Below are 21,522 nucleotides of genomic sequence, written 5' to 3'. Positions count from 1 at the left end.
TGCCCTTGCCAACGGGACAAAATATCGTTTATATTGAGAGTGCTAATACTTCCTCACCCCTCTTGTTTGGGGAGGCCGGACAGGTCAGTGTGTCCGGCCTTTTTTCTTTTCTTAGAATGCAGGCGGCTCGTCGGGATCCGGAGCACTAGATGGTTGATAGGTAAAGGCCGCATCATCTTGCGGAGCATTTCCGGCAGTGCCTTCCGCCTGGCTAACTTGCATATAGTCGTCGCGGTCCATCTGAATTTCGCGCCATTGGGCGATGAACTTATCTCGAATCTGCTTGTTTTGTAGAATTTCCAACGGCGTCATCTTGCGACCACTCGAAGGCACAATCACGGCAGCCTTCTTCTTGCCGCCGTACTGCTGGAGGTTCAATCCAAACAGCACTGCACACGCTAAATTAGAGACCTTCATCGTCGCTCTCGCCGAGGCGAATGTGTCCCATGCCTTCAGCGAAGTCGGCGGCAAGCTAATGTAGGTTGGAAGGTCAAAGCCAGGAACCATCCAGTAAATCATTCGGCTCTCTTTACAAGCTTTTCCATCTGTCTTGTTGCCGGAATCATCAATCGCTGTTCCGTATTTGTTGCTTGGGCAAGTGGCACAGTGCCGTACATTTCCGTTGCGATCCGTCCCAGTAATGCCATCCTTGGAAGAGCACAGCGGCTTTTTGTCGTTGTCATCGGCATGATTGAACTCGGCCCGAGGCATCGACACATACAGGACTACGGCCTCGACCTTCTCCATGGGGTTCCCCATCGGGTCCACGAACACACCATTTTTAATGTCCTTAGAGATGGTCCACCGGGCCGGGCGATAGACAAAGCCTTCCTGAGAGATCTCCATGTCCTCCACCAGGACCATCGCCAGTGCCATTTTGTCCTCGGCGCTCATCCCGGTAGTGTCGTAATCCTTGAGCATGAGGTCAACCTGCTGGGGAGTAAGTAACACCTGTTGAGCCAAAGCGGCCGTTCCGCCTTGAGTGGTAGCGATCGCTGTCGTCATTGTAACGACGACCTCCCTTTCTATTTCTTTTTGCACGATTTCACCGGGTAGCCAGAGACCGGAACGGGATTGCTTATAATCATCCATGACCGTTGTCGCGAGTCGGCATCACGAGACCAGCCATAAGGAACAGCTTGCCGGCGGCGAACATCACCCGGGCGCGAGTTTTGGAAAACTCTTTTTCGAGCATTTCTAGGTCAAGTGCCAGCGACTGTGCTGCCTGCTCCGCCGGTTCGCAAAGGCTCTGTAGCCGAGCATACTCAGGGTCAGAACCTAACCGCCGAGCCAATTCCGCTTTCCGTTCCGCGTCATTCTTAAAGGCTTTGTCCGCCTTGATGATCACCATCTCATCGTTTTCGTAAGCCCTCATGGCCTGCTTCGCATCGGCAGCCGCCTTGCTTTGAATCGACAACTGCTCCTTGACGGTTCGCATCTGTGCCAGCAGGTCATCCATTCGCCGATCGTCATAGTCGGCGCCGGTACCGTCAATCAACTGCTGGGCCAGAGCTAGAGCCGCCTGTTTCTCCGGGGTTACACTCACAGGGGATTCCTCCTCATATGTTTTTTCTATTACAGCCACTATGGCAAAGCTGTTTAAGCCGTCAAAGCATCCCCCACGAACCCGATGGTCTTGGCCCGCGAACGAACATAATCCTTGGTGACTTGAATACCGACTTCCACATCGGCGAGAATCTCCACCACTGCGGGAGAGCCTTCCCGGTAGTGCCGCCGAATCGCATAGTCAATGACCGCCATCGTAATATCGTCAAACTTTGTTTTGAAAGCCACTTTACCCAGCCTCCTCTTTCCAAAGTCCTCTTTTGATGGCCTCCTCGGGCCACAGCCAACAGTACACATACAGGTGACTGCCACCGATTAGCGGCACATGCTTGCAGACTTCCACTTTGCCGCATTCCGTAAGTTCATCCACCACGGTCAACTCACCGTGAAACTGCTGCAAGGCTTCTATGTTAGCCACCCTGAGTTGGAAGAAGTCTATCGGAGGTCCATCCTCCGGCGCAAAGTCGATCACGAATTGAACTGGCTTCTCGGTTACCGCCCGAATGGCATCCCTCACTTGCTTGATGAGGAGCCTGGCGGCAGCCTGTTCCGTCATCACTGTTCAAAGCACCCCCAATCTGGTATGATGGGGTCGAAAGTTTTTCGCATGGACCGCTCCTCATGTTTTGAGGGCGGCGTTTTTTTATTTCTCTTTTTTAGGCTTGAAATAAAACCGATCTTCGTGCTCACAACAATACTTGCAAGGTTGCTCGTCATGATCTAGCTTTTCGTATTCGCAACCACCACAACTATCACCGTGAACAATGATGTACTCATATCCGTTTTCATCGACCTGCGGCAGCTTGCTGGCGATAAACGTCCGCACATTATCAACCACCGACAGGCTATCATCCCACGGAAGTTTCATGTTTCCGAAGTAATTCCGAATCATATCAAGCTGTTTTACCGCATCTTCCTTCATGGCCTCCGCCATCACCGTTGCCGAAACACTACCCATACACATCTCTTGTTCACCTCCCCGAAAACCTCACAATCGGAATCCTTAACTCGTCGATAATGCGCCTAGCTTGTTCCCGGATGGATTCGCAATAAATCGGGGCAAGCTTGATTTTCTCCTTCGGAAGCACTTCTTCCATCACTGAAGGCATTACCACCGAAGGCTCTTCAACCTTCGCCACCGGAATGAAAGGCTTGTCCTCTCGCTGGCGGTTGCGGTGCTTCTTCCCTTTCGGAGTTCGTGGTTTTGCAGCCATCAGCGGATCCCATTGCTGACATCGATCAGCCGTTTGCTCAAATCCCCGTTGCAAGCTGCCAGGAGCTTGTCCTTAAAATTGGATGGCTTGGACTTGATAATCAGATGAGCCTGGCGCTTCGGTTGTTGCCCAGAGTGGTTATCTCTCGTCGCATGAGATGAAGGACAAATCGCGGTCACCATCATGTCCGCTCACCATCCTTGCTCTTTTTTGCTTTCGGCTCTTTCCCGGTCACAAACTCACCAGAAAAACAACCCAGCTTCAAGTTCGTGGCATGCAGACCGGAAGAACAGGACTGCTCCGCTTTCGGGCCACGCTGACAGTGCAGGCAGGGAACCCAAGCGCTTGCACTCATGCCACCCTCACCCTTTCATCCGACCGAATCAGCGCCACCAGCTTGTCCCGCATCGAAGGATCCGCCACTCCCCGAGCCAATCGGTTGGCGGCCGCTGCCACCCGCTTCTTGCGGTTGCGCTTCGCCTTTTCGCTTAACTTAGGACTGTGGGCACCTTCCCGAGTTTTGCGGGCAACGCTGCCGGATTGGCGCTGAGCAAAAAGATTAGAAAAAATGCCGCCAAGGTTGTTGTTCCAGAAATTCATGACGTGACCGATTGCCGTGGTATTCATGTTGTTTCTCCTCCCCCAATGTGGTTATGTTTTTGGTATATAAGTTTCCTATATAGTAGGCTCAGCTTTAGCGATGACATCTTCTAGCCTTTTGATGAACTCTTTGCGTTGGTAAAAAGCATATTGATAGCACAAAAAAAGACGTAAAGATTCTTTTGCAACTTCAAGCAGTTCATCTCGCTGAGCTTCAGCTTTTACGGCCCGTTCGTGCCATGCCTTCCTCGATCTTCTAAGAGAGCAAAGAGTTTCGTAGTAAGCATCTCTTTTTGGCAAACCCATGATTTCACGCATGGTTTTATCTCCATGCTCCCATGTGCCTTTTGCTCTCTCGTTAGCTTCGATTAAGTCAGCTACCTCGCCGGCATAAGGCTCGTCCACATTGACAACAAGATATTTTTTGTCGCCGTTATCCGTGCTGTCGGTACGAGTTACGTTGAATTTCACTCAACTCACCTCCCCTCTCGAATAATCCAAACCAAAACCTCCCGCTTCCCGAATCGATCCGCCTCTTCTCGGGAATCCATAAAGATATCAATCCTGCGACCGCGAATCAGTCCAATGTTCTTCTTTTTATCCCAACCGGTGTCCTCGGCAATCAGCAAACCGTTGATTCCCTCCACTTGTAATCGACTGCCGAGAGGTATCACTGCAGGATCCACCGCGACTGTTCTTCCGGCACGAGGCCACGGTCCTGTGGCAGTCGGCTGTCCGGTGTGCGTGTACGCTGTGGCGAGGACTTTTAGCTCCTTGAGGGCTTGTCCGCCTCTGTTTGGTGGAGGGGAAGGCTTGTCCTTTTTTACTTCCACTGGAGGTTCTTTCGCCGGAGCCTCTTCCACCGGTACATCCTCCGCCAGCACGAACCTGTGATCTTTAGCTCCAAACTGAACCTGTACGCCATTGCTCAAAGTGACTTGAGCCTCTTGCGCTGTCGGCTCACTCATCGAATGTTCAGCTTGCGACTGGCAACCTGTCATAAAGACCGGCAGAAGTAACACTACAATCCATGCTTTTCGGGTCATTCGCACCTTCCTTCCAATTGCGTTAAGGCTTGTCCTCTGGGTAAGGCTTTCGCCTTAACCCGCTTCAGCAGCCGCCTGAATCACAGCGGTGATGCCTTTTTGGATGACCTCCCTGGCCCGCTCGATTTCTTCCGGCGTCAATTCATCGAATGTTTTGGTGCCAGAATCGGTTTCAAAGAGCAGTATCGCCATTGTCGCCACCTCCCGGTATCACGTTATGTGCCGACAACTTGTCCCATTTCCGCCGTTTGATTGATTGATTGTTCAATCAAACGCGGTTTGTAAAAAAAGTTGATCGGCTTTCCGGTTACACGGCAGAGCTCGGCAACGGCCTGACCTTCTGGCTCCTCTTTCCCGTTTTCCCATTGAGAGATTCGAGAGGCAGAACGAGGCGGATTCATACGCTGACCAAACTCGCCTTGAGTAATTGTCCTCCCTTCGAATGCCCCAAGTTCGTGGCGAGAAAGTCGTAATGCCGAAGGATCAAACTGCATAGAGATGTTATTTGCCACCGTTTTTCTCACCTGCCTTCTGGTCCCAAGTATACACATGATTGACCGATCAGTCAATCGGTAAACCATAAAAAATTTGCTGTTCACAGTATAACCTTTTCGTTGTAGCATATACATGTAACTTCCGCACAAAATAAACGGCGAAGGGGGATGACATTGGGATACGCGGAAAGGATTTCCGAACTGATTGAGCAATCCGGCATGCAGCTTATCGAGATATCGGCCCGATGCAAGATGTATGGAGTGAATGTAACATCAAGTTACCTATCCAAGTTAAAGGGAGGAAAGATGCCTCCCCCATCAGAGAATATCAATATTGCCTTAGCCAAGGTGCTAGAGGTAAATGAGGACGAATTGATCTGGGAAGCTTTCATTGATCGCGCTCCAGATAGATTCAAGGAAGAGCTAGTCGCTTTCCGCCATGCTTGGCCAGACATTCGAGATTCAATGCTTTCATATATAGAAAAAATCGGTCTATCTTCACTTGCAGACGAAGTTCGCTCACTGCCCTTAGAAAAGCAAGCGAAAGCGATCCGGGCTGTGGTTTCAGATGTTAAGTTTGCACCTGACGGAAGTGTCGACACTATTAAAATTGACGTAAGGAAGAAATAACAATGCCAGTTGCAGCTGTTTCAAGCAAAACGCTTCCTCCTTTGGTTGACACTAGGGAGACGGCTCTGTATGTCCGGGTTTCCGATGATGAACAAGCAGAAGAAGGGTATTCGATTCCCGAACAAACAGATTTCTTGATTCAGTGGGCTCATTTACAAAAAATTAAAAACTTCAAAGTCTATGTGGATGACGGCTATACCGGGAAGAATATGAACCGCCCAGACTTCCAAAAGATACTTCACGGAATTGAGTCAGGCTCTATCGGAATGGTTGTCACTAAAAAGCTTAACCGCCTGTCTCGTAACTTGATTGATACGCTCTGGTTTGTCCTGGAGCTTTGCGTAAACCATAACTGCCGATACAAGTCAGCCACTGAAGACCATGACACCAGCACTCCTTCCGGCCTTGCTTTCTTTCAGATCATGGCTACTTTCGCGGAGTACACTAGCAACCAAATATCTTACGATGTCAAGGCGACGATGACCAAAATCTTCGAGGACGATCCGAGAAGATCTCTTGGTCAAACCGCTTTCGGCTTTGCCTCCAACGACGAGAAGTTACTCGTCATCAACGAGAGAGAGGCGGCCACAATCCGAAAAATGTGGGAGTTTTACGCCGAAGGCTATGGTTATCGAGGCGTAGCCATGCGGCTAAACGATTTAACTCCTGATGAGTTTGCCGGTCGTAGAAACGGACAGCCTTGGCAATCTGAGATCGTAAAGGCTATGATTAACAACCCCATTTATATTGGAAAAAGACTACGCAATCAGCGATATAAGGACAGGCACGGTAAAGGGTATTACAGGCCGATGGAAGAGTGGGTTTTTAAAGACTTGCCGGAAGAACTAATCATCATAAAGGATGAAGAAGTCGCCCAAAAAGTATTGCAACGCCTGGGTATAAAGAAAAAAGTCGGTCGTAAAACAGCTGGGAAGAGTATTTTTTCCGGTTTGTTGGTTTGTGGACACTGCGGATCGAAAATGTATTCATGGAACCGATTCGGGAAAAGAAGCTATATTTGCGGAAACTATAGAGTATCTGGTGGTTGCTTTTGTCATTGGATTAACCAGGATACATTGATAGAGAAGTTAGATACAGAAATGAAATTCCTTCCAGATATGATTCGGAGCAATCCAGAAAAAACAATTGTTAATGCATCCACAAAAAACGATCAGAAACGCCGAAACCTTGAAGCTGAGTTGGCAAAGGTGGAGGGAAAGTTTCACCGTCAATGGGAAGCTTACCAGGCGGGAGTCGTCTCTCTTGAGCAATTACAGAAAGCTAAAGCAGCAGCAGAAAAAGAAAAAGAGTGTCTTCGTAAGGAAATAGATTCAATGGATATTGAAAAGCCAGTAACTAAGCAAGAAATACTAAACGCCTTGCAAAACAGTTACGAACAGTTTCGCAAGGCGTTGGAGATGCAACCTTCTGATGGGTACGCCGAAGTGGTAAATGTGGCCCTTAAAAAATTCTTAAAAAGCATCGAAATACGAGATAAGGAAATACACTCTTTGTCTTTCCAAAGTATTTCCATATAGAATTTAAATCCTTGCCAAAATACATATGAAGGCCAGCCTTCGTTCTGTAAAGGTGCTTAGAATACATCTCGTTTGGCTGATCTCAGAACCCGATGGGTTTGTCCACCGGGGCTATCAAATGCCGCTTGTATTTCCACAATCTTATATTGACCGGACTTTAGGGTAACCACCATCAATTGTCTGGTCTTCTGGCAGATCGATTTGGAATGATAGTTTCAGGTTATGAAATACTGTGTGTCGGTTCTATGGTATTCAGCGGCGATTGCTGTGGCTTATGCCACCACCAACCAGAAATCAGTGAATACATTTTGCAAACTCTTTTCAGTACGTTAGCAACCCTGTTTTATGGACTTTCTGACCAATATATCGTAAAAAAATTCGCAGAATGATACTTCTGCGAATTTTTTTAGCACCAATGGGCGCATGATAAAAGCTCCCCAAAGAGATCTTTTACGGGTACTTTCGATATCCAATGTTCGCTTACACATGATCTGAACAAAAATACCTCTTCAATGTGGGCTTATGAAGTGTTGAGTTGACTCCGTTTAATAACGCTTCTTTAACCTATTGTGTTTATCAAGACCTACCAATTTTATCTAAACGATCTGGGCCAGTAATCCTTGGAAGTCACAGTCCCTGACAAGCACCGGCAACAGGTTTACATGTATACCTCTTGGTTCCCGACTTAAGGTGGGTGTGAAATTCAAATTCAGGTAGGACGGTGAAGGACGGGGTTGAAACAATTTCAAATCAAGAGTAATATATTCATGGGATTAAATTGAAATGAAGAGGGATAATTTATGTCTAGCAAAACGTACAATCTTTTTATTAGTCACTCCTGGACTTACAGCGATTCCTATAACAGGTTAATTAAACTCCTGGATAATAGTGGCATACCCTACAAAAATTATTCGGTTCCCAAGGACGATCCAATACATAATGCGGACAATGATGATGAACTATATGAAGCTATTAAAAATCAGATTGCACCCAGCAGTATCGTAATTATTCTGGCAGGTGTTTATGCAACCTATAGTAAGTGGATTAATCATGAAATTAACATTGCAAAAAATGAGTTTTCTACGAAAAAACCAATTCTAGCCATTGAAGAATGGGCTTCCGAAAAAACATCAAAAGTAGTTAAGGACAACGCTGATAAAGTTGTAAAGTGGCAATCTTCTTCAATCAAAGCTGCAATTGAAGAACTATGCGGTAAATAAAGTTGGTGTTGTGACATGAGAAAAGCATTAGTTGTTGGCATTAATGATTATCCAGTTAACCCGTTAGATGGCTGCGTAAATGATGCAGTTAAAGTTTCTCACGTTCTGAAGACCCACGAAGATGGTTCCATTAACTTCCACGTAAAGCTTATGACTTCACCACCTCAAACAATTACAAAGCCAGTTTTAAGGGAGTTAATCGAAGAACTCTTCGCCCACAAAAATGAAATTGCTTTATTTTACTTTTCCGGTCATGGTTCGATTACCACTACAGGAGGCTATATCGCAACACAAGATGCAGCAAAATATGATGTAGGTATCTCGATGGATGATATCTTACATCTTGCTAATGATTCACCAGCAAAAGATAAAATCATTATTTTAGACTGTTGTTTTTCAGGGGCGATGGGTTCTCCAGTACATGCTGGAGGAGGAAATATTGCACGTTTGGGTGACGGACTTACGGTATTAACGGCTAGCAGGAGTACGGAATCATCTATTGAATTAGACGGGGGAGGGTTATTTACATCTCTTTTGGTAGATGCTTTACGAGGTGGAGCTGCCGATCTACTGGGGAACATTACTCCCGGGGGAATATATTCGTATATAGACAAAGCTTTGGGAGCATGGGATCAAAGACCAATTTTTAAGACAAACGTGTCTAGATTTACTTCTTTACGGCAGATATCTCCCCAAATACCACTAGAAACATTAAGGAAAATCCCGGTATACTTTCCAAACCCTCAAAAAGATATGAAGCTTGATCCTACCTTTGAAGACACAAATGTGGATATTGCAGTTGAAAAGAATGTTAAAACCTTTAAAGATTTGCAAAAGTTATTTTCTGTTGGGATTGTTCGTCCAGTTGGGGAAGAATATATGTATTTTGCGGCTATGAATTCTAAGTCTTGTAGACTAACTTCTATGGGATATCAATACTGGCGATTAGTAACCGAAGGAAAGATTTAACCATTCAATAAGGTGGAGATTGTTCATTAAGCGCAGCGTGGTAAAAATTATGAAGTGGACCAAGATTGGTCCACTTCATAATTTTTACCCCAATAATACGTTGGGGCTTCCGGCGGCCACCCCACATGTAACCGGAACACCAACGCGAATCACCGGCAGTCCGTTGACGAATACGGTGGAACTACCACCTCCGAAAGCATCCGAACTTAATACCACTCTTGGCCGACAAATCATTTGCTGATTAAGAGGTCTTGCAGTGTTCTGCCGGGTATTTCCCGGTGAACAGCAGGATGCGCCAATAAAACGAATCTTCGTTACCTTGTCGTTAAAGATTTTACCTTCGGAAATAATTTGGTGTAATACTTGTTTCTTTAATTACGTTGAACGATAAATCAAAAATTTTTTGGGAGCATTTCCGGCAGTATTCGATTATCTTTAGACTTTTAAACGAAATGAACGACCTACTAATGTAGGCCGTTTTTTTATATCACTAGAGAAATCTCAATATCCGAATCTCTCAATAAAACAACTTTAGACACAATTATATGCAATAGCTTTTTTAACTCCGGGATAGGCAAAACGCCTACACTCTCTGAAAAGCTTGTATACCGTTCCCTCAGCCCAGCTAAAACTTTATTTACTGCGTCCTCATCAAAGGAACCTTGCAACTCCCCACTTCGCCCTATCTCCTCATCGAATCTTCTTTTCTCTTCCATAAGATCACTTAACTCAATAAGTCCTGCGGTATATGCTTCCACTTTTCTTTCATACCTTCCCTTTGCATTCCGCAATTTCTGCTCTTGCTTTTGAACGTTTTGATCATGTACTTGGCTTATAACTACTTCACGAATTGTTTGATCAACCGAATCGACAAGGTTTTTCAGGCCTTCGATAAACCACCCTTCCACTTTATCCGCCCTATACGGCTTGCTATCGCAAGTCCCATAATTTTTATAAGCGGAGCAACGGTAAACCCGATGCCGTTTCGGCCAACCTGACCAGCAAATGCTCATAGATGACCCGCATTTCCCACATTTCAACAGTCCGCCAAGTAGATGAGGACTAGACTTGGCTCTAGGTGGAATTTGTGGCTTACCGCTGATTTTTTCATTTACCTTGTCCCATATTTCTTTATTAATAATAACGGGTAACGCATTAGGTATCATGATCCATTCACCTTCTTCTTTTGTTTTACGTTTCTTTTTACTCGAATCCGTACGGTTCCAGGCTAATGTTCCCTTGTAAACAGGGTTTGTCAGCATGAGTTTAACGGATCTGTTCGACCACTGCTTACCTTGACGGGAAGAAAGCCCTTCTTCGTTTAATTGCTTTGCTATCGCAAAATACCCCATTCCTTGATTTAAGAACATGTCATAGACTCTTTTGACCACATCGGCTTCCGAATCATGTACAACTAGCTGCTTCTCTACAAGCCGGTACCCGTACGGGTGCTGGGTTAACCACTTTCCAGACTTGGCTGCATGCACCATATTATCGACGACCCTTTCGCGAATTCGCTCCCTCTCAAATTCAGCAACTGCCCCAAGAACTTGTAACGTTAACCTGCCTGATGGCGTTTCTGTATCAAAGGATTCACTGGTAGATACAAAGGAGACTTCATGATGAGCAAATACATCAATCAGAGTAAGCAAATCCAGCAACCTTCGACTAAGCCGGTCTAGCTTGGTAACTAACACCCGCGAAACAGTACCACTCTCAACTTGAGAAATGAGTCTTTTCAATCCTGGTCTATCCATATCTTTTGCTGAGTATCCGTCATCAATAATTTCCTCAGCCTCAACCTTCCACCCCATGGCAACACAATAGGCTTTTAGGCGTGTCCTTTGTTCATCTAAGGACACGCCTTCTTTTGCTTGTTCGTCTGTCGAAACCCGGCAGTATAAGACTACTTTTTCATTTCCTTCCTGTCGCTTCATGGAATTAAACCGTCTCCTTGACCGAGGTTGTCATTAACGTATATGCTGCGAAAGCCAAAGGAAGGCGCTTTTTCTTGGTCTGAAATCACTTTAGATTAAATCCAGTCATTTTTTCGGGACAAAAAGAAGGGTTGTCCCAGCCTTCACGATACATAGGGTTAGTTTCAGAGGGGGTATCAAGGATGGTAGCAAGGGTGCAGTTTAAAGCATCTTTTAACGGTCAACACATCACCTTTTGTTCCGTTTCCGACCTTGATTCGTCCCAAAGGGAAACGTTAGCTAAGAGAATCATTGATTGGAACTGTTCCCTACAGAAGGCCGCCATTAAGTCGATTTTGGAAAAAGAGCTAGGCAAAGAATTTGCCGATAGCTCCATGATCCAAGTTCATCCTATTGAAACTTTGTAAAACTGTACTCTATTTACCTGAAGCCAAATTGCCTGAAATCACATCCCTCACGCAATAAAAAAAGAGGCCGCGCATATATCGTGCCTCCAATGGAAATCGTTATTCATTTTTTTGAACGCCCATCCACGTAAGTGAATATCTTTTAGGCTTATTGACAAACTAATGCATAACTTCCCTTTCAACCTTTATCTTTTCCGGTACTTGGTGATCTTTCAATCCCGTTAGTCCATGTTCCAGTAATTGAAGAAGGCACTCTGACTGTTCAGGGTTCGTTTTTGCCATGTCATTTAAAATTTCCTGAACTCTGTATACCCGAAGCTGTAAGGTAGTCTCCAGGCCAGAGCACTCTTTGTTTTCAACCGCATGGCCACAAATAAGACAAGCCTGTAAACCTAATTGTTCCTGAAGAGATTTTAGAAAGTCAACCGAAACATTCTCGGTTTTCCCACTCTCCAAATTGCTGAGATAACCGGATGAAACGTTTAACTGCTTGGCCATCTTATTCAGACTGATTCCAGCTTTCTCCCGGAGTAAACGCACCCGATTTCCAAACGTTATACCACTAATCAAACATCATTCGCCTCCGAAAGTGAGATGTACTCTTTGAACCAACGCAAACGCCATACTGTCACTAAAGAGTTATCCATCCGGGAAATCACCTACCGCCATGATCCGGAAGCTGCGGAAAAATGGTTTCAACTCTGGGTAGAACTATTGACTCGAAAACTTCACTCAATGCCTGAAGAAAATTAACCGGTTAGATGATACTAATGAGAGGTGATGGTTTTGAAAACCGTCGCATATTATCGCCGGTCTACCAATATACAGGAGCACTCCTTAGCAATGCAGCAACAGAAGGCCTTCAGTCGAGCCATTAAAGAAGGCCTTATTATTGAAGAAGAATTTATTGACGACGCTATATCTGGAAAAACCCGAATTGACGACCGGCGTGAGCTCCAACGATTAATGAGTCAAATCAACCGGGATAAAATCAAAAACCTGCTTGTCTACAAACGGGACAGACTCAGTCGTGATGCGATTCAGTACATTGAACTGTACCGATTGTTTCGTGATAGAAAAATAAATGTCATATTTACCTCTGACGAGGAAATACCCATTCAATACTCTCCAGTTGGGGAACTGATCGAAATCTTAATGGCCGCCATGATAGAAAGAGAAAGCCAGCAAATTGTTGAACGCATTAAATCAGCAATAGAGGCAGATTTTCTAACGGGTAAAAACCCAGGAACTCTTCCATTTGGTTATTCGGTAGATCGCCAAAATGGGATTACCATTCAATTGAACGAAGATGAAACAGAGCTAGTTCGTTCCATGTATCGTATGGTCTTAGAAGGAAGAACCCTTCAAGAAGTGTCTTTGTACTCGCGAGAAAAATACCCTAAGCGAAACTGGACTAGCTCTTCAGTAAAGAAGCTTCTTCAGAATCCAACATATATGGGTATTCGCCTTCTGAACGTAAAAGGCTTGCCACAATTAAAACAAGAGTACTCTCAACTATCTATTATTGATGAAAGAGAATGGTTACAAGTTCAGGATATACTAGAGCAAACCCCTAAACAAAAACGGGAACAGTTACTCATGTTGATTTTTTGCTTGAGGGAATATTGTGTTGCAAACCATGCAACCAAAAAATGAAAGGGCATTCCAAGCGAAGCGGAACTAAAGTCACACACTCTTACCGATGCGAACAATGCTCACAAAAGGTACAAAAAATCGATATCGAAGAGTTGGTTTTTGAGACTTGTTTTAACTTCGTTCAGTCCTTATTTCAGGCCCACTATCCAAAATTGCTAGATCGGTACCGGGTTCGTAGTCTGAAGACTCTAAAAAACCGATTGGAAAAGGTAGAATCTCAAATAAGGAAATGCGGGGACCAATTGAATTACAACACCCAAGACTACTTATACGGTCAAATGGCCCAGAAGGAGCGAAACGACTTAGAGATAAAGCTCTTGTCCATCTATGACAAATACGTGGAATTTAAAAGGGTAAAAGAATCCCTAGAAGATGAAATCATGTCTTTAAACTCTTTACCAGATAAGGTTTTGGAGATGCAATCGTTAATGTCTGAAAAGAAGTCAAAGTTTAAATTCAAAGAATATTTACATGATGTGCTTCACCATGTATGGATCGATCAGCATTATCTCGACTTTACCTTTTGCCACCCTTTTGGCGGCATGAAGGAGGCTCATACCTTTGACGTCAGTACAGGATATTATTAAGCCCGGAATGCGATGTGCTTTTTATGGACGATATTCCACCGACAAACAGGATTATCTCCTCCAGCTACATTCCGTAGAAAAGTTTGTAGAAAACTTCAAATGCCGGTTGGTTCAAAAATATACAGATGGAGCTGTATCATCCACCAAGAAAAAAATGGACAAACGGGAATATCTGAAAAATGTTCTCATGGATGCCTTGGACGACAAATTTGACTTTATCGCAGTTTACAAGGAGGATCGACTGGCCCGTGATGTTATTGAGCATGAGAATATTCGCAGATTTTTAAGAGATGCCAACAAACCGATCATTATTACTTCGAATCAAACGGTTTATGATGAGTCAGACATCTTGCTTCGGTTGCTCAAAGATGGCTTAACCTCTTTCGAGGCAGCTCGTATCCGAGAAAGAACCAGAGATGCTTTGGAAGCCCTATTGAAAAAAGGCAGATGGGCAGGCGGTAGGCCTCCTTTTGGTTACGAGTATGATAAAAGAACCGGCAAACTGGGAGCAAAAGCTGACCAACTTGAGTTGGTGAAACAAATCTTCTCTTTGTATCTCTCCGGGGTCGGATGCAGTTCCATCGCTAAACATCTTCCTCCAAATTCTAATAGGGGAACACCGTGGACTCGATCCAAAGTAGAGTTAGTGATTAAAAACCCCTTTTATGCCGGGTATATCGTATGGGGAAAAAGAAGTAACCGCTATTCCACTAGCCAACAAGTTGATCTGGATACTCCGGATGAGAGTCTTGTGATTTGTAAGAGCCCATTGATCGAGCCGGTTATTACCCGAGAAGAATGGGAGCGCTGTTGGAAGCTTTATAACCAACGAAGCTCAGGGGAGATCGATCCCCATTATTTTCATACCAACTTTCTTCTTCGAGACGTGGTAGTTTGCAAGCACTGTAATCAGAAACTTGGTGTAGACGATCAACGAACCGAAGTGAAAAGAAGATTAGTCGGAAAGCGCTTGTATAAATGCCCCAACTGCGAAGATGTTTCCGCTGACGCAGACTTACTGGAAGACAAGATTAAGAGAAACTTGATAAATCGTCTTAGCTATAGCGACACTGTAACACTTTCAGCAATAAAAGCTACCAACCAAAATAGTCTTTTGGAGATAAACGAAACCATTGAACGGATTTCAGAGCAAATCAGGGATTACTCAGATAAAGTTCGTTCTCTTGAGTTCGAGATTAGAACCCGGATGAATAGAGAGCGAAATGATACAAACAATAAAATAATCGAAATCCTAACCCTTTACAGAATAGAACTAACTCAGAAGGTTGAATTTGCAGAGAGTCAAATTCAACAGTTACAGGCTAGGAAGTCCTTCATCGAAAAAATCGAAATACGGATGCTTACTGGCAACCCCTGATTTCCCTTTTAAATAAAGCAATGAGTGAAATCACCAAAACGGAATGGCGACAAATCATCACCAATCTCCTGGCCTTGGTTAGAATTGACCGTAACGGTAAGTTTGATCTGGTGTTCAACTTTGAACTTGGGAGACAACCGGATAAAAGCAACCCACAAATGACAATTTTTGAAGTTTGTTAAAAGAGCCCCATGAGGGGGCTCTTTTTTATGTCTAAAGGATTCGGTACTTAGGTTGTATTAAGGTCGCTGTTTCCGAGCTTTTTTCGGTACTTAGGAATGCACACGATCCCGTGTATGCCTAAGCACCGTAGCAGAATCTAAGCGAAAAGGGCTTGTCCCCAAGCCAGATAAGGGGGTTGTCCTTTTCACTATTATTAACGGGTGGACAGGGTTGTAAACGCTATTCGGTGGTTAGGATTAAAAAACAATAAATTTTTTCGGTGCTTAGGCGATTAGATACCAGAAGTATTTTTAAGCACTATCCACAAATGAAAGTACATGATGATGGAGACGTTTTTAGGTGGTGAATTTCCGTTAACTTCTGTTTCTAGATAGAATGATTTTTATCCTAAAAATTGAGCAAACAAAAAGCCCTGCATTCCTTGTTGTACGAGGATTGCGGGGTTTTAAAACGTTCGGTGAGATGTAAGAAAATTCCGGTTATATGCCCTAGCCCATGAACTCCATCCAACTTTACCGACTTAGGGTCGGTTGTCTTAGTGCACAGAATCTAATAATTTGCAGGTCCGAATCATGCCACTCCCGTCAAATAACAAAGAAGACTATTGAGGAACTCCCATATTGTATACGATAAGTTTTTTGGGACATAAGTATACAATTCTATGGGAGTTTTACATATCGGCAAACAACTTTTTCAGATTTTCAATCTCGGCCTCGATCGCTTCGTTGGAGTGGCCGTCCTCAACCTTAGCTTCGACCTTCTGTACTTCTGTCAAGCGGCCTTAATCTTCATTACTAGTCCTGTAAATAATAGTCATCATTTAAGAGTTGGCGAAGAAGCTTCAAGTTAATTGAGTGAAAAGAAATAACCCCTTCAAGCTGATCTACTCGAAAGGAAATGCCCAAGCTTAGCTTTGACGATGGGCAGTGAAATTGATTTTATGGTAATCTCCGACACAACGACCTAAACGTTTCTAAGCCATGGATTTTTCATTTCTCGACTTAAGAATTTTTATAAAACTCATTACTTTCATTAGAAAATTATTTCTGGTGAAATGAAACAACTGAGCATCACCTTGTAACCCACCAATGTCACTTTCATCTATTTCTTCTTCTACAAACATAGCCACATCCTTACCGAAAGCCAGAGCAACTCCCTTTTCTTCCAAAAGCCATGCAGTTGTTGTATACTTTCCATTTTCTTTTTTATCACGTTTAGTCATAACAATTACCGCCATATCGCTATTAAATATTTTGTCTAATATCGCTTGGGAAATAGAACCTATCCTATCAGCTTTACCATCCAATACTTCGTAACCCTGTGATATTAAGACTTCCTTAAATCCTTCTACGAATTCATCATCAACAGTACGATAGCTGTAAGCTAAGAAAATTCTCATACTTCTATTGATATTTTCTTCATTTAATATCATTTTCTTCATATTACTGTTACTCATAGTACTAATATTTACTTCAATGGGCTCAACAACACAAAACTTAGCCGCAGTAAAATTTGCTCCGTTTTTCTTTGTTCCAGTTAAATACGTACCCGTGAGATCTGCTTCAGTAAAGTTTGCTTCACTAAGATCCGCATTAAGAAAATTTGCACATCGAATGTTGGCCCTGCTCAGGTCAGCCCTTGTTAGGTTTGTATTTTCAAAGTTTACATTTTCTAGAACCGCCTCAATCAAGTTTGCACCTCTGAGATCGGCACAACTAAGATCTGCGCCGCTAAGGTTCGCCCCACTGAGGTCGGCCCCTCTTAGATTTGCCTCATGGAGGTCTGCTCCGCTGAGATCCGCAAACATAAGTTTTGCTTCGGTTAAGTTTGTCTCTCGGAGGTTCGCTTTGATGAGGTTTGTCTTAATGAGGTTTACTCCGCTGAGATCCACCTCACTAAGCTGTACCTCACTAAGATCCACCTCACTTAAATCCGACTCGCTTAGATTCGACCTATTAAGTGCCCCTACTCCTAGAACGGCTGCATCGAGAAATGGCTTCCCGATAAGGCTTGCTCCAGCGAGGCCTGCTCCGACAATGCTAGCTCCAATTAGATATGGTTTTATCTTCAGGTTTTCTTTTCTCCACCTATTCCAAACCTCCACGCCTTGACTGAGCATCTCAATCTGCTCCTGCTTTGCCATGTCTAAAACACCGCCTAAATTGTAATATTTAACTCTAAACCATACCATTACAGTTATATTTGGCTATTTAACACCTTAATCCATTTGAAAAATAAACGTTACCTAGCCGCCAACGGCCTCCAAATAACTGATCTTTTAATAAAGCAGTAAGGGCGGACGATTGAGTTTTTATTATTTCCGACAGTTATGTCGGTTGATACCTGTATTTCCTAATTTCTATTAATTATTTCCTCCACCCAAGCAACCCGACCCTCCACGTCGCCCTCTACACCTCTCAAAACGGCCTATCATAACCATTCATACCACAACAGGTAATCAAACCTGGGCTTTTACAGCAGACTAATGTTGGATGTGGGATTTTTAGGCGGTAGTTTGCGGTGTTTTAACTGCAAAGTCAGCGAATTTGAGCCATTATAAATCAGCCTATAAATGAAAAAAAGCCCGGACATTGGCCAGACTGCTTGAACTCGACTATTTATAAACTTTTCTCTGACCCTCACTAGATTCTAACCCCGGGAAACTTCATAGTGACTTCGTTGCTCTGTTTCCTGTTCTGTTTAGCTAGTGTCGCGTGTCAGAAATTCCTTGTATAGCAACCGAATGTTGAAATATATCTAAAACTTCGCTAATGCAAAGCTAAACTGTTGTGTCAATTGGATAAGTAATTCTTTTGTCGACCCCCTGTAGGGGGTCGGAAACCAGGTCTCCCGATGATCGATCATTTCCAGTGTAAAGTCCCCATTCTTCATCAGGGTAAACCGAGCACGAGATACCTTTTCCTCGTCCTCGATGGAATAAATAATGAGATGCTTCCCATATTTGCGTACATGAAGATGTTCAAAGCCGTTTTCATCCAAGAACTCCTTGATTTCTGGACATTCATATATAAGCAGGTCTTTCATCGATTTGTCAGGCATGTCATGCCGCCTCCTGTTCTTTATCCTGCATGGGATATCCACGGAAGGTCCACTTAAATGGGTGACCTTCTTCGGTATTCCATACCAGGATAAACTGCATGACCGCTTCTTTCAATTCTTCCACGCTGAAAAAGTCACTATGTCGGAAACAGCGGCGATGCAAGATGGAAAAGAAGATTTCCACCTGATTCACCCAGGAGGCATGCTTCGGCGTGTAGTGGAACTCGAATTTGTTCCCATGGCGTTGATTAAACTCGATCCACCGGCGAGATGGCCCATCTTTGTGGATGTTGAGGTTGTCCCAGATAATATGGACTTTGGGCACATCCTTGTATGCTTCGGCAACCTTTTCCATAAATGCAACCAAATCATCGGCCGTGCGAGTCGGGCCACATTGGGTGATGACACGGCCGGTGCGGGTATCGAAAGAGGCCAACAGACTTTGGGTGCCATGTCGAATGTATTCATATTCAAATCGACCCGGTCTACCGGGGACCGCATGTCGAGTTTCATGCTTTCGCTCCAACGCTTGCATCCCTGTTTTCTCGTCAATACTGAGAACAGCGTGACCTTCCGGTGGGTGTAGATAAACTCGACAATCGCGTTCACTTTTTCCTTAAAGTTCGGATCCATGCTATGAAGCCACATTTGTTTTTTTGTGTGGACGCAGGGCATTTTCCCGGAGAGTTCGACCGACTGTACACCGACTCATTGGAAACCCTTGTTGTTTCGCAACTTTCGATAGAATCGTTAGCGTCCAAATAGGGTACGTGCCAAATCCATACTGGGAAGGATTATCGCAAGCGATGGCAATTAACTCGCATCGTTGGTTTACGGTAAATTTCGATGGTGCTCCGGAGCGGGGATGATCATACAATCCTTTTAGTCACAATCCGCGGAAATGAATCGATCTCGCCATTTCGATACGGGTTTGAACCGATGTATTCAGTAATCGAGCCACCTTGGCCAGAGAACAGCCTTCATACAAATGCATAATGATTTTGCATCGGAATACCATTCGCTGCTCAGAAGTAGAAGCGTGTATCTTGTGATTCAATTGGTTCTTTACTTTTAGACTCATCCGTAGATTCTTTTTCATCGTCATTATGGTACATCCCCATCTGTAATCGAATCATGATGTACTACATACGACACTTCGACAAAGAATCCTTTAAATCGCCAAAACGTGGAATAAGGAATTTAATAAACAAATTTTATACCATCAAAGAACTTCTGACACGCAATACTAGTGTGTTTTCAGTCAGTTGGGAGGATTCCACTCCGTCCACTACTATTTCTTTCGACCCCACCGCTTTACCGACCCCGTACGTTTCATAAGAAATTACCCCTTACGGGGCTAAAGCCTAAATAAAACCGATAAAGCCGTTCAACCCTTACGCGTAAAAAAGAGTAATCGCTAATCGTCGTTAGTCCGTATACTGCTTCAACTATGGTCAATGCTCGCTCATAGCATACCTGTGCCCGGTTAGATCCCATAGGTCCATTAGTAATAGCCCCAGATTGTTCACAATCACAATATTGGCAACAGTTGGATGACCCGATCCGTATATGACGTTGAATGTAGACGGTGTATTCAAAAAATGTCATTAATGTCCTTTTATTTAATAATAACCGAATTACTAAGACTAATATCCGAAATAACGGGGATAATACAGATATTTTATAATGTTAAATATTCGGAGGGATACTTATGGATTATATAAATGTTAAGTTTGAAGATGACGAGAGATCCGCGATGAGGGCTTATCTCCAAAGGGCAGAAACACGATTATCTACCCTACATCGCGTTGGTGGGGGGTTTCTAAGCGGTTCAGGATTATTAATATTTTTTCCTGTATTCACAAGAGATACGTTTTTAGAACTATTAAATATCGTTGTAAACGGAGGTAACTATAGCTATTATGTATTAATTCTTTCGGTAATAATTACGTTTGGGCTTCAACTTTACGCCTTATATCTTCTTTTTATGGACATCACTAAATTCTATTTTACAGCCCATCAACCAGGTCATAACGACGATAAATTTCACCCGAGATTTACTTTATCAGGGATTGCCTTGTCTCCAGACGAATTACTAGATAATAAGAAAAGTGTGTTAATGTGTCAGTTGTCTAGAAATAAAATTATTAACTTTATTCTTCCATTTAACGAAGAAGATAAAAATTATTTTGCCTCTAAATTAAAAAATATACCGGGAATAATCCCTGAGACACGGCGGATAAATGGAGATAACAAAGGTAATAGTTTAATAACAGAGGAAATGAAACAATCATTAATAAACGATTCTTATGAAGATAATTATGAACATCAAATTGATTTGTTCCACGTTGCTTTCGGTATCTGCGGAGTTTCCGATCGTAAACTTATTGAGGAAGTCGCTAAAATGGAGGCCTCACTAGTACGCCATATATTTTATCTAAGAACAATTATTTTAAGATATGTTAAAGCCTTTATAATGTCTATCTGGACCAGTATCTCTTTAAGCCTCGTTGTAGAATTGTACGATAAATGTCCAAAGGGAACCAACGAAAGTAATCCGTTCTCACCATTAATCGTCTCCTTAGGTTTGTTTCTATGGGCTAGTGTTTTACCTATATTAGTAAGAATGCCGATTGACTGGATATATGACTTAGGAAGTCGTAATAAATCTAAACATGGATTTGTTAGAGACGCCCATTTATCCGGGTTTGAACGTACAGTTGTTCGTCTATCATTGCTCGTATTATTTTTATCAAACTTATCGTTTATCATTCTATCTAATTCAAGTGTAGCAACAAATAGAAATTTCTTTGGTTTTATCCTTTGTATAGGTCTGTTAGTTTTTGTTACTTTGTTAGTAAAATGGAAGCACTTACTGTATGTAAATGATCCGATAAATGAAGTTGTGCAAAAACCTAAGGCCACACATTTTTAGTTTAACATTGGGATAATATCTTAAGCGCGTTTTCAACACCCCTACCGTAAGTAAAAAAAGAATTTTGGCCTAATGGAATTTTTTGCAATTTAAAGGATTATG

The 21,522-nt window shown here is 43.4% G+C and carries 29 protein-coding genes and 1 pseudogene; 10 read left to right on the top strand and 20 right to left on the bottom strand.

The window, feature by feature from the left end; translation table 11 throughout:
* Positions 1-111 precede the first annotated feature (111 nt).
* The 13 genes from H1S01_RS03110 to H1S01_RS03050 all read right to left on the bottom strand — a co-directional run bounded on the left by H1S01_RS03110 (position 112) and on the right by H1S01_RS03050 (position 4,938).
* Complete coding sequence (locus H1S01_RS03110; protein WP_188038660.1) at positions 112-1,092, bottom strand: hypothetical protein; 981 nt, start codon at positions 1,090-1,092, stop codon at positions 112-114.
* Complete coding sequence (locus H1S01_RS03105) at positions 1,085-1,546, bottom strand: hypothetical protein (protein WP_188038659.1); 462 nt, start codon at positions 1,544-1,546, stop codon at positions 1,085-1,087. The genes H1S01_RS03110 and H1S01_RS03105 overlap by 8 nt, the downstream gene beginning before the upstream one ends.
* Positions 1,547-1,599: 53 nt before the next feature.
* Positions 1,600-1,794, bottom strand: coding sequence for a hypothetical protein (locus H1S01_RS03100; protein ID WP_188038658.1), 195 nt, complete (start codon positions 1,792-1,794; stop codon positions 1,600-1,602).
* Position 1,795: 1 nt separating this feature from the next.
* On the bottom strand, positions 1,796-2,125 hold the full coding sequence (locus H1S01_RS03095) for a hypothetical protein (RefSeq protein ID WP_188038657.1): 330 nt from the start codon (positions 2,123-2,125) through the stop codon (positions 1,796-1,798).
* Positions 2,126-2,209: 84 nt separating this feature from the next.
* Entirely contained in the window at positions 2,210-2,530 is a 321-nt protein-coding gene (locus H1S01_RS03090; protein ID WP_188038656.1) for a hypothetical protein, read from the bottom strand.
* Between the two features lie 7 nt (positions 2,531-2,537).
* On the bottom strand, positions 2,538-2,780 hold the full coding sequence (locus H1S01_RS03085; protein WP_188038655.1) for a hypothetical protein: 243 nt from the start codon (positions 2,778-2,780) through the stop codon (positions 2,538-2,540).
* Positions 2,780-2,965 (bottom strand): hypothetical protein, encoded by a 186-nt coding sequence (locus tag H1S01_RS03080; protein ID WP_188038654.1) that lies wholly within the window; start codon positions 2,963-2,965, stop codon positions 2,780-2,782. The genes H1S01_RS03085 and H1S01_RS03080 overlap by 1 nt, the downstream gene beginning before the upstream one ends.
* Positions 2,962-3,135 (bottom strand): hypothetical protein, encoded by a 174-nt coding sequence (locus H1S01_RS03075; protein ID WP_188038653.1) that lies wholly within the window; start codon positions 3,133-3,135, stop codon positions 2,962-2,964. Before H1S01_RS03075 ends, H1S01_RS03080 begins: the two co-directional genes overlap by 4 nt.
* Positions 3,132-3,407, bottom strand: a complete 276-nt coding sequence (locus tag H1S01_RS03070) for a hypothetical protein (RefSeq protein WP_188038652.1) — start codon at positions 3,405-3,407, stop codon at positions 3,132-3,134. The genes H1S01_RS03075 and H1S01_RS03070 overlap by 4 nt, the downstream gene beginning before the upstream one ends.
* 48 nt (positions 3,408-3,455) lie before the next feature.
* Complete coding sequence (locus H1S01_RS03065; protein ID WP_188038651.1) at positions 3,456-3,851, bottom strand: hypothetical protein; 396 nt, start codon at positions 3,849-3,851, stop codon at positions 3,456-3,458.
* Positions 3,852-3,856: 5 nt separating this feature from the next.
* Complete coding sequence (locus tag H1S01_RS03060; protein WP_188038650.1) at positions 3,857-4,426, bottom strand: 3D domain-containing protein; 570 nt, start codon at positions 4,424-4,426, stop codon at positions 3,857-3,859.
* A gap of 54 nt (positions 4,427-4,480) precedes the next feature.
* Complete coding sequence (locus H1S01_RS03055) at positions 4,481-4,618, bottom strand: hypothetical protein (protein WP_188038649.1); 138 nt, start codon at positions 4,616-4,618, stop codon at positions 4,481-4,483.
* A gap of 23 nt (positions 4,619-4,641) precedes the next feature.
* Positions 4,642-4,938 carry a helix-turn-helix domain-containing protein gene (locus H1S01_RS03050; protein ID WP_188038648.1) on the bottom strand — a complete coding sequence of 99 codons (297 nt, stop codon included), beginning with the start codon at positions 4,936-4,938 and terminating at the stop codon, positions 4,642-4,644.
* 156 nt (positions 4,939-5,094) lie between these two features.
* Here H1S01_RS03050 and H1S01_RS03045 point away from each other — a divergent pair, with 156 nt between their 5' ends.
* From H1S01_RS03045 to H1S01_RS03030, 4 genes are all read left to right on the top strand, one after another.
* On the top strand, positions 5,095-5,550 hold the full coding sequence (locus H1S01_RS03045) for a helix-turn-helix domain-containing protein (protein ID WP_188038647.1): 456 nt from the start codon (positions 5,095-5,097) through the stop codon (positions 5,548-5,550).
* Between the two features lie 2 nt (positions 5,551-5,552).
* Entirely contained in the window at positions 5,553-7,088 is a 1,536-nt protein-coding gene (locus H1S01_RS03040) for a recombinase family protein (protein ID WP_188038646.1), read from the top strand.
* An 800-nt stretch (positions 7,089-7,888) separates the two neighbouring features.
* Positions 7,889-8,308 carry a TIR domain-containing protein gene (locus H1S01_RS03035; RefSeq protein WP_188038645.1) on the top strand — a complete coding sequence of 140 codons (420 nt, stop codon included), beginning with the start codon at positions 7,889-7,891 and terminating at the stop codon, positions 8,306-8,308.
* A gap of 15 nt (positions 8,309-8,323) precedes the next feature.
* Positions 8,324-9,277 carry a caspase family protein gene (locus H1S01_RS03030; RefSeq protein WP_188038644.1) on the top strand — a complete coding sequence of 318 codons (954 nt, stop codon included), beginning with the start codon at positions 8,324-8,326 and terminating at the stop codon, positions 9,275-9,277.
* 482 nt (positions 9,278-9,759) lie between these two features.
* Here the strand turns inward: H1S01_RS03030 and H1S01_RS03025 are convergent, their stop codons facing one another.
* Positions 9,760-11,214, bottom strand: a complete 1,455-nt coding sequence (locus H1S01_RS03025) for a recombinase family protein (RefSeq protein WP_188038643.1) — start codon at positions 11,212-11,214, stop codon at positions 9,760-9,762.
* A 182-nt stretch (positions 11,215-11,396) separates the two neighbouring features.
* Between H1S01_RS03025 and H1S01_RS03020 the strand changes: the two genes are divergently transcribed.
* Positions 11,397-11,621: a hypothetical protein gene (locus H1S01_RS03020; protein WP_188038642.1), complete on the top strand. Its 225-nt coding sequence runs from the start codon at positions 11,397-11,399 to the stop codon at positions 11,619-11,621.
* Between the two features lie 159 nt (positions 11,622-11,780).
* Here the strand turns inward: H1S01_RS03020 and H1S01_RS03015 are convergent, their stop codons facing one another.
* Positions 11,781-12,191: a helix-turn-helix domain-containing protein gene (locus tag H1S01_RS03015; RefSeq protein ID WP_188038641.1), complete on the bottom strand. Its 411-nt coding sequence runs from the start codon at positions 12,189-12,191 to the stop codon at positions 11,781-11,783.
* 33 nt (positions 12,192-12,224) lie between these two features.
* Between H1S01_RS03015 and H1S01_RS03010 the strand changes: the two genes are divergently transcribed.
* The 4 genes from H1S01_RS03010 to H1S01_RS02995 all read left to right on the top strand — a co-directional run bounded on the left by H1S01_RS03010 (position 12,225) and on the right by H1S01_RS02995 (position 15,242).
* Positions 12,225-12,374, top strand: coding sequence for a hypothetical protein (locus H1S01_RS03010; RefSeq protein WP_188038951.1), 150 nt, complete (start codon positions 12,225-12,227; stop codon positions 12,372-12,374).
* A gap of 27 nt (positions 12,375-12,401) precedes the next feature.
* Positions 12,402-13,277 (top strand): recombinase family protein, encoded by an 876-nt coding sequence (locus H1S01_RS03005; RefSeq protein ID WP_279286938.1) that lies wholly within the window; start codon positions 12,402-12,404, stop codon positions 13,275-13,277.
* A gap of 242 nt (positions 13,278-13,519) precedes the next feature.
* Positions 13,520-13,864, top strand: a complete 345-nt coding sequence (locus H1S01_RS03000; RefSeq protein WP_188038639.1) for a hypothetical protein — start codon at positions 13,520-13,522, stop codon at positions 13,862-13,864.
* Positions 13,839-15,242, top strand: coding sequence for a recombinase family protein (locus H1S01_RS02995; protein ID WP_188038638.1), 1,404 nt, complete (start codon positions 13,839-13,841; stop codon positions 15,240-15,242). The genes H1S01_RS03000 and H1S01_RS02995 overlap by 26 nt, the downstream gene beginning before the upstream one ends.
* Before the next feature lie 1,156 nt (positions 15,243-16,398).
* Here H1S01_RS02995 and H1S01_RS02990 read toward each other — a convergent pair.
* From H1S01_RS02990 to H1S01_RS02975, 5 genes and pseudogenes are all read right to left on the bottom strand, one after another.
* Positions 16,399-17,568: a pentapeptide repeat-containing protein gene (locus tag H1S01_RS02990; RefSeq protein WP_188038637.1), complete on the bottom strand. Its 1,170-nt coding sequence runs from the start codon at positions 17,566-17,568 to the stop codon at positions 16,399-16,401.
* 614 nt (positions 17,569-18,182) lie between these two features.
* Positions 18,183-18,485: a hypothetical protein gene (locus H1S01_RS02985; protein WP_188038636.1), complete on the bottom strand. Its 303-nt coding sequence runs from the start codon at positions 18,483-18,485 to the stop codon at positions 18,183-18,185.
* Between the two features lies 1 nt (position 18,486).
* Positions 18,487-19,068: pseudogene (locus H1S01_RS02980) on the bottom strand (IS630 family transposase); the annotation flags it as partial.
* Positions 19,069-19,119: 51 nt separating this feature from the next.
* Positions 19,120-19,362 (bottom strand): hypothetical protein, encoded by a 243-nt coding sequence (locus tag H1S01_RS22470; RefSeq protein ID WP_423751912.1) that lies wholly within the window; start codon positions 19,360-19,362, stop codon positions 19,120-19,122.
* A gap of 9 nt (positions 19,363-19,371) precedes the next feature.
* On the bottom strand, positions 19,372-19,590 hold the full coding sequence (locus H1S01_RS02975; protein WP_188038635.1) for a hypothetical protein: 219 nt from the start codon (positions 19,588-19,590) through the stop codon (positions 19,372-19,374).
* Positions 19,591-20,196: 606 nt separating this feature from the next.
* Between H1S01_RS02975 and H1S01_RS02970 the strand changes: the two genes are divergently transcribed.
* Positions 20,197-21,420 carry a hypothetical protein gene (locus H1S01_RS02970; protein ID WP_188038634.1) on the top strand — a complete coding sequence of 408 codons (1,224 nt, stop codon included), beginning with the start codon at positions 20,197-20,199 and terminating at the stop codon, positions 21,418-21,420.
* The last annotated feature ends 102 nt before the right edge of the window (positions 21,421-21,522 follow it).

The sequence above is a fragment of the Heliobacterium chlorum genome (assembly GCF_014502795.1).
GTDB lineage: Bacteria > Bacillota > Desulfitobacteriia > Heliobacteriales > Heliobacteriaceae > Heliobacterium > Heliobacterium chlorum.
Note: the sequence above shows the minus strand (reverse complement) of the source record. Positions and strands in the feature narration are given on the sequence as shown.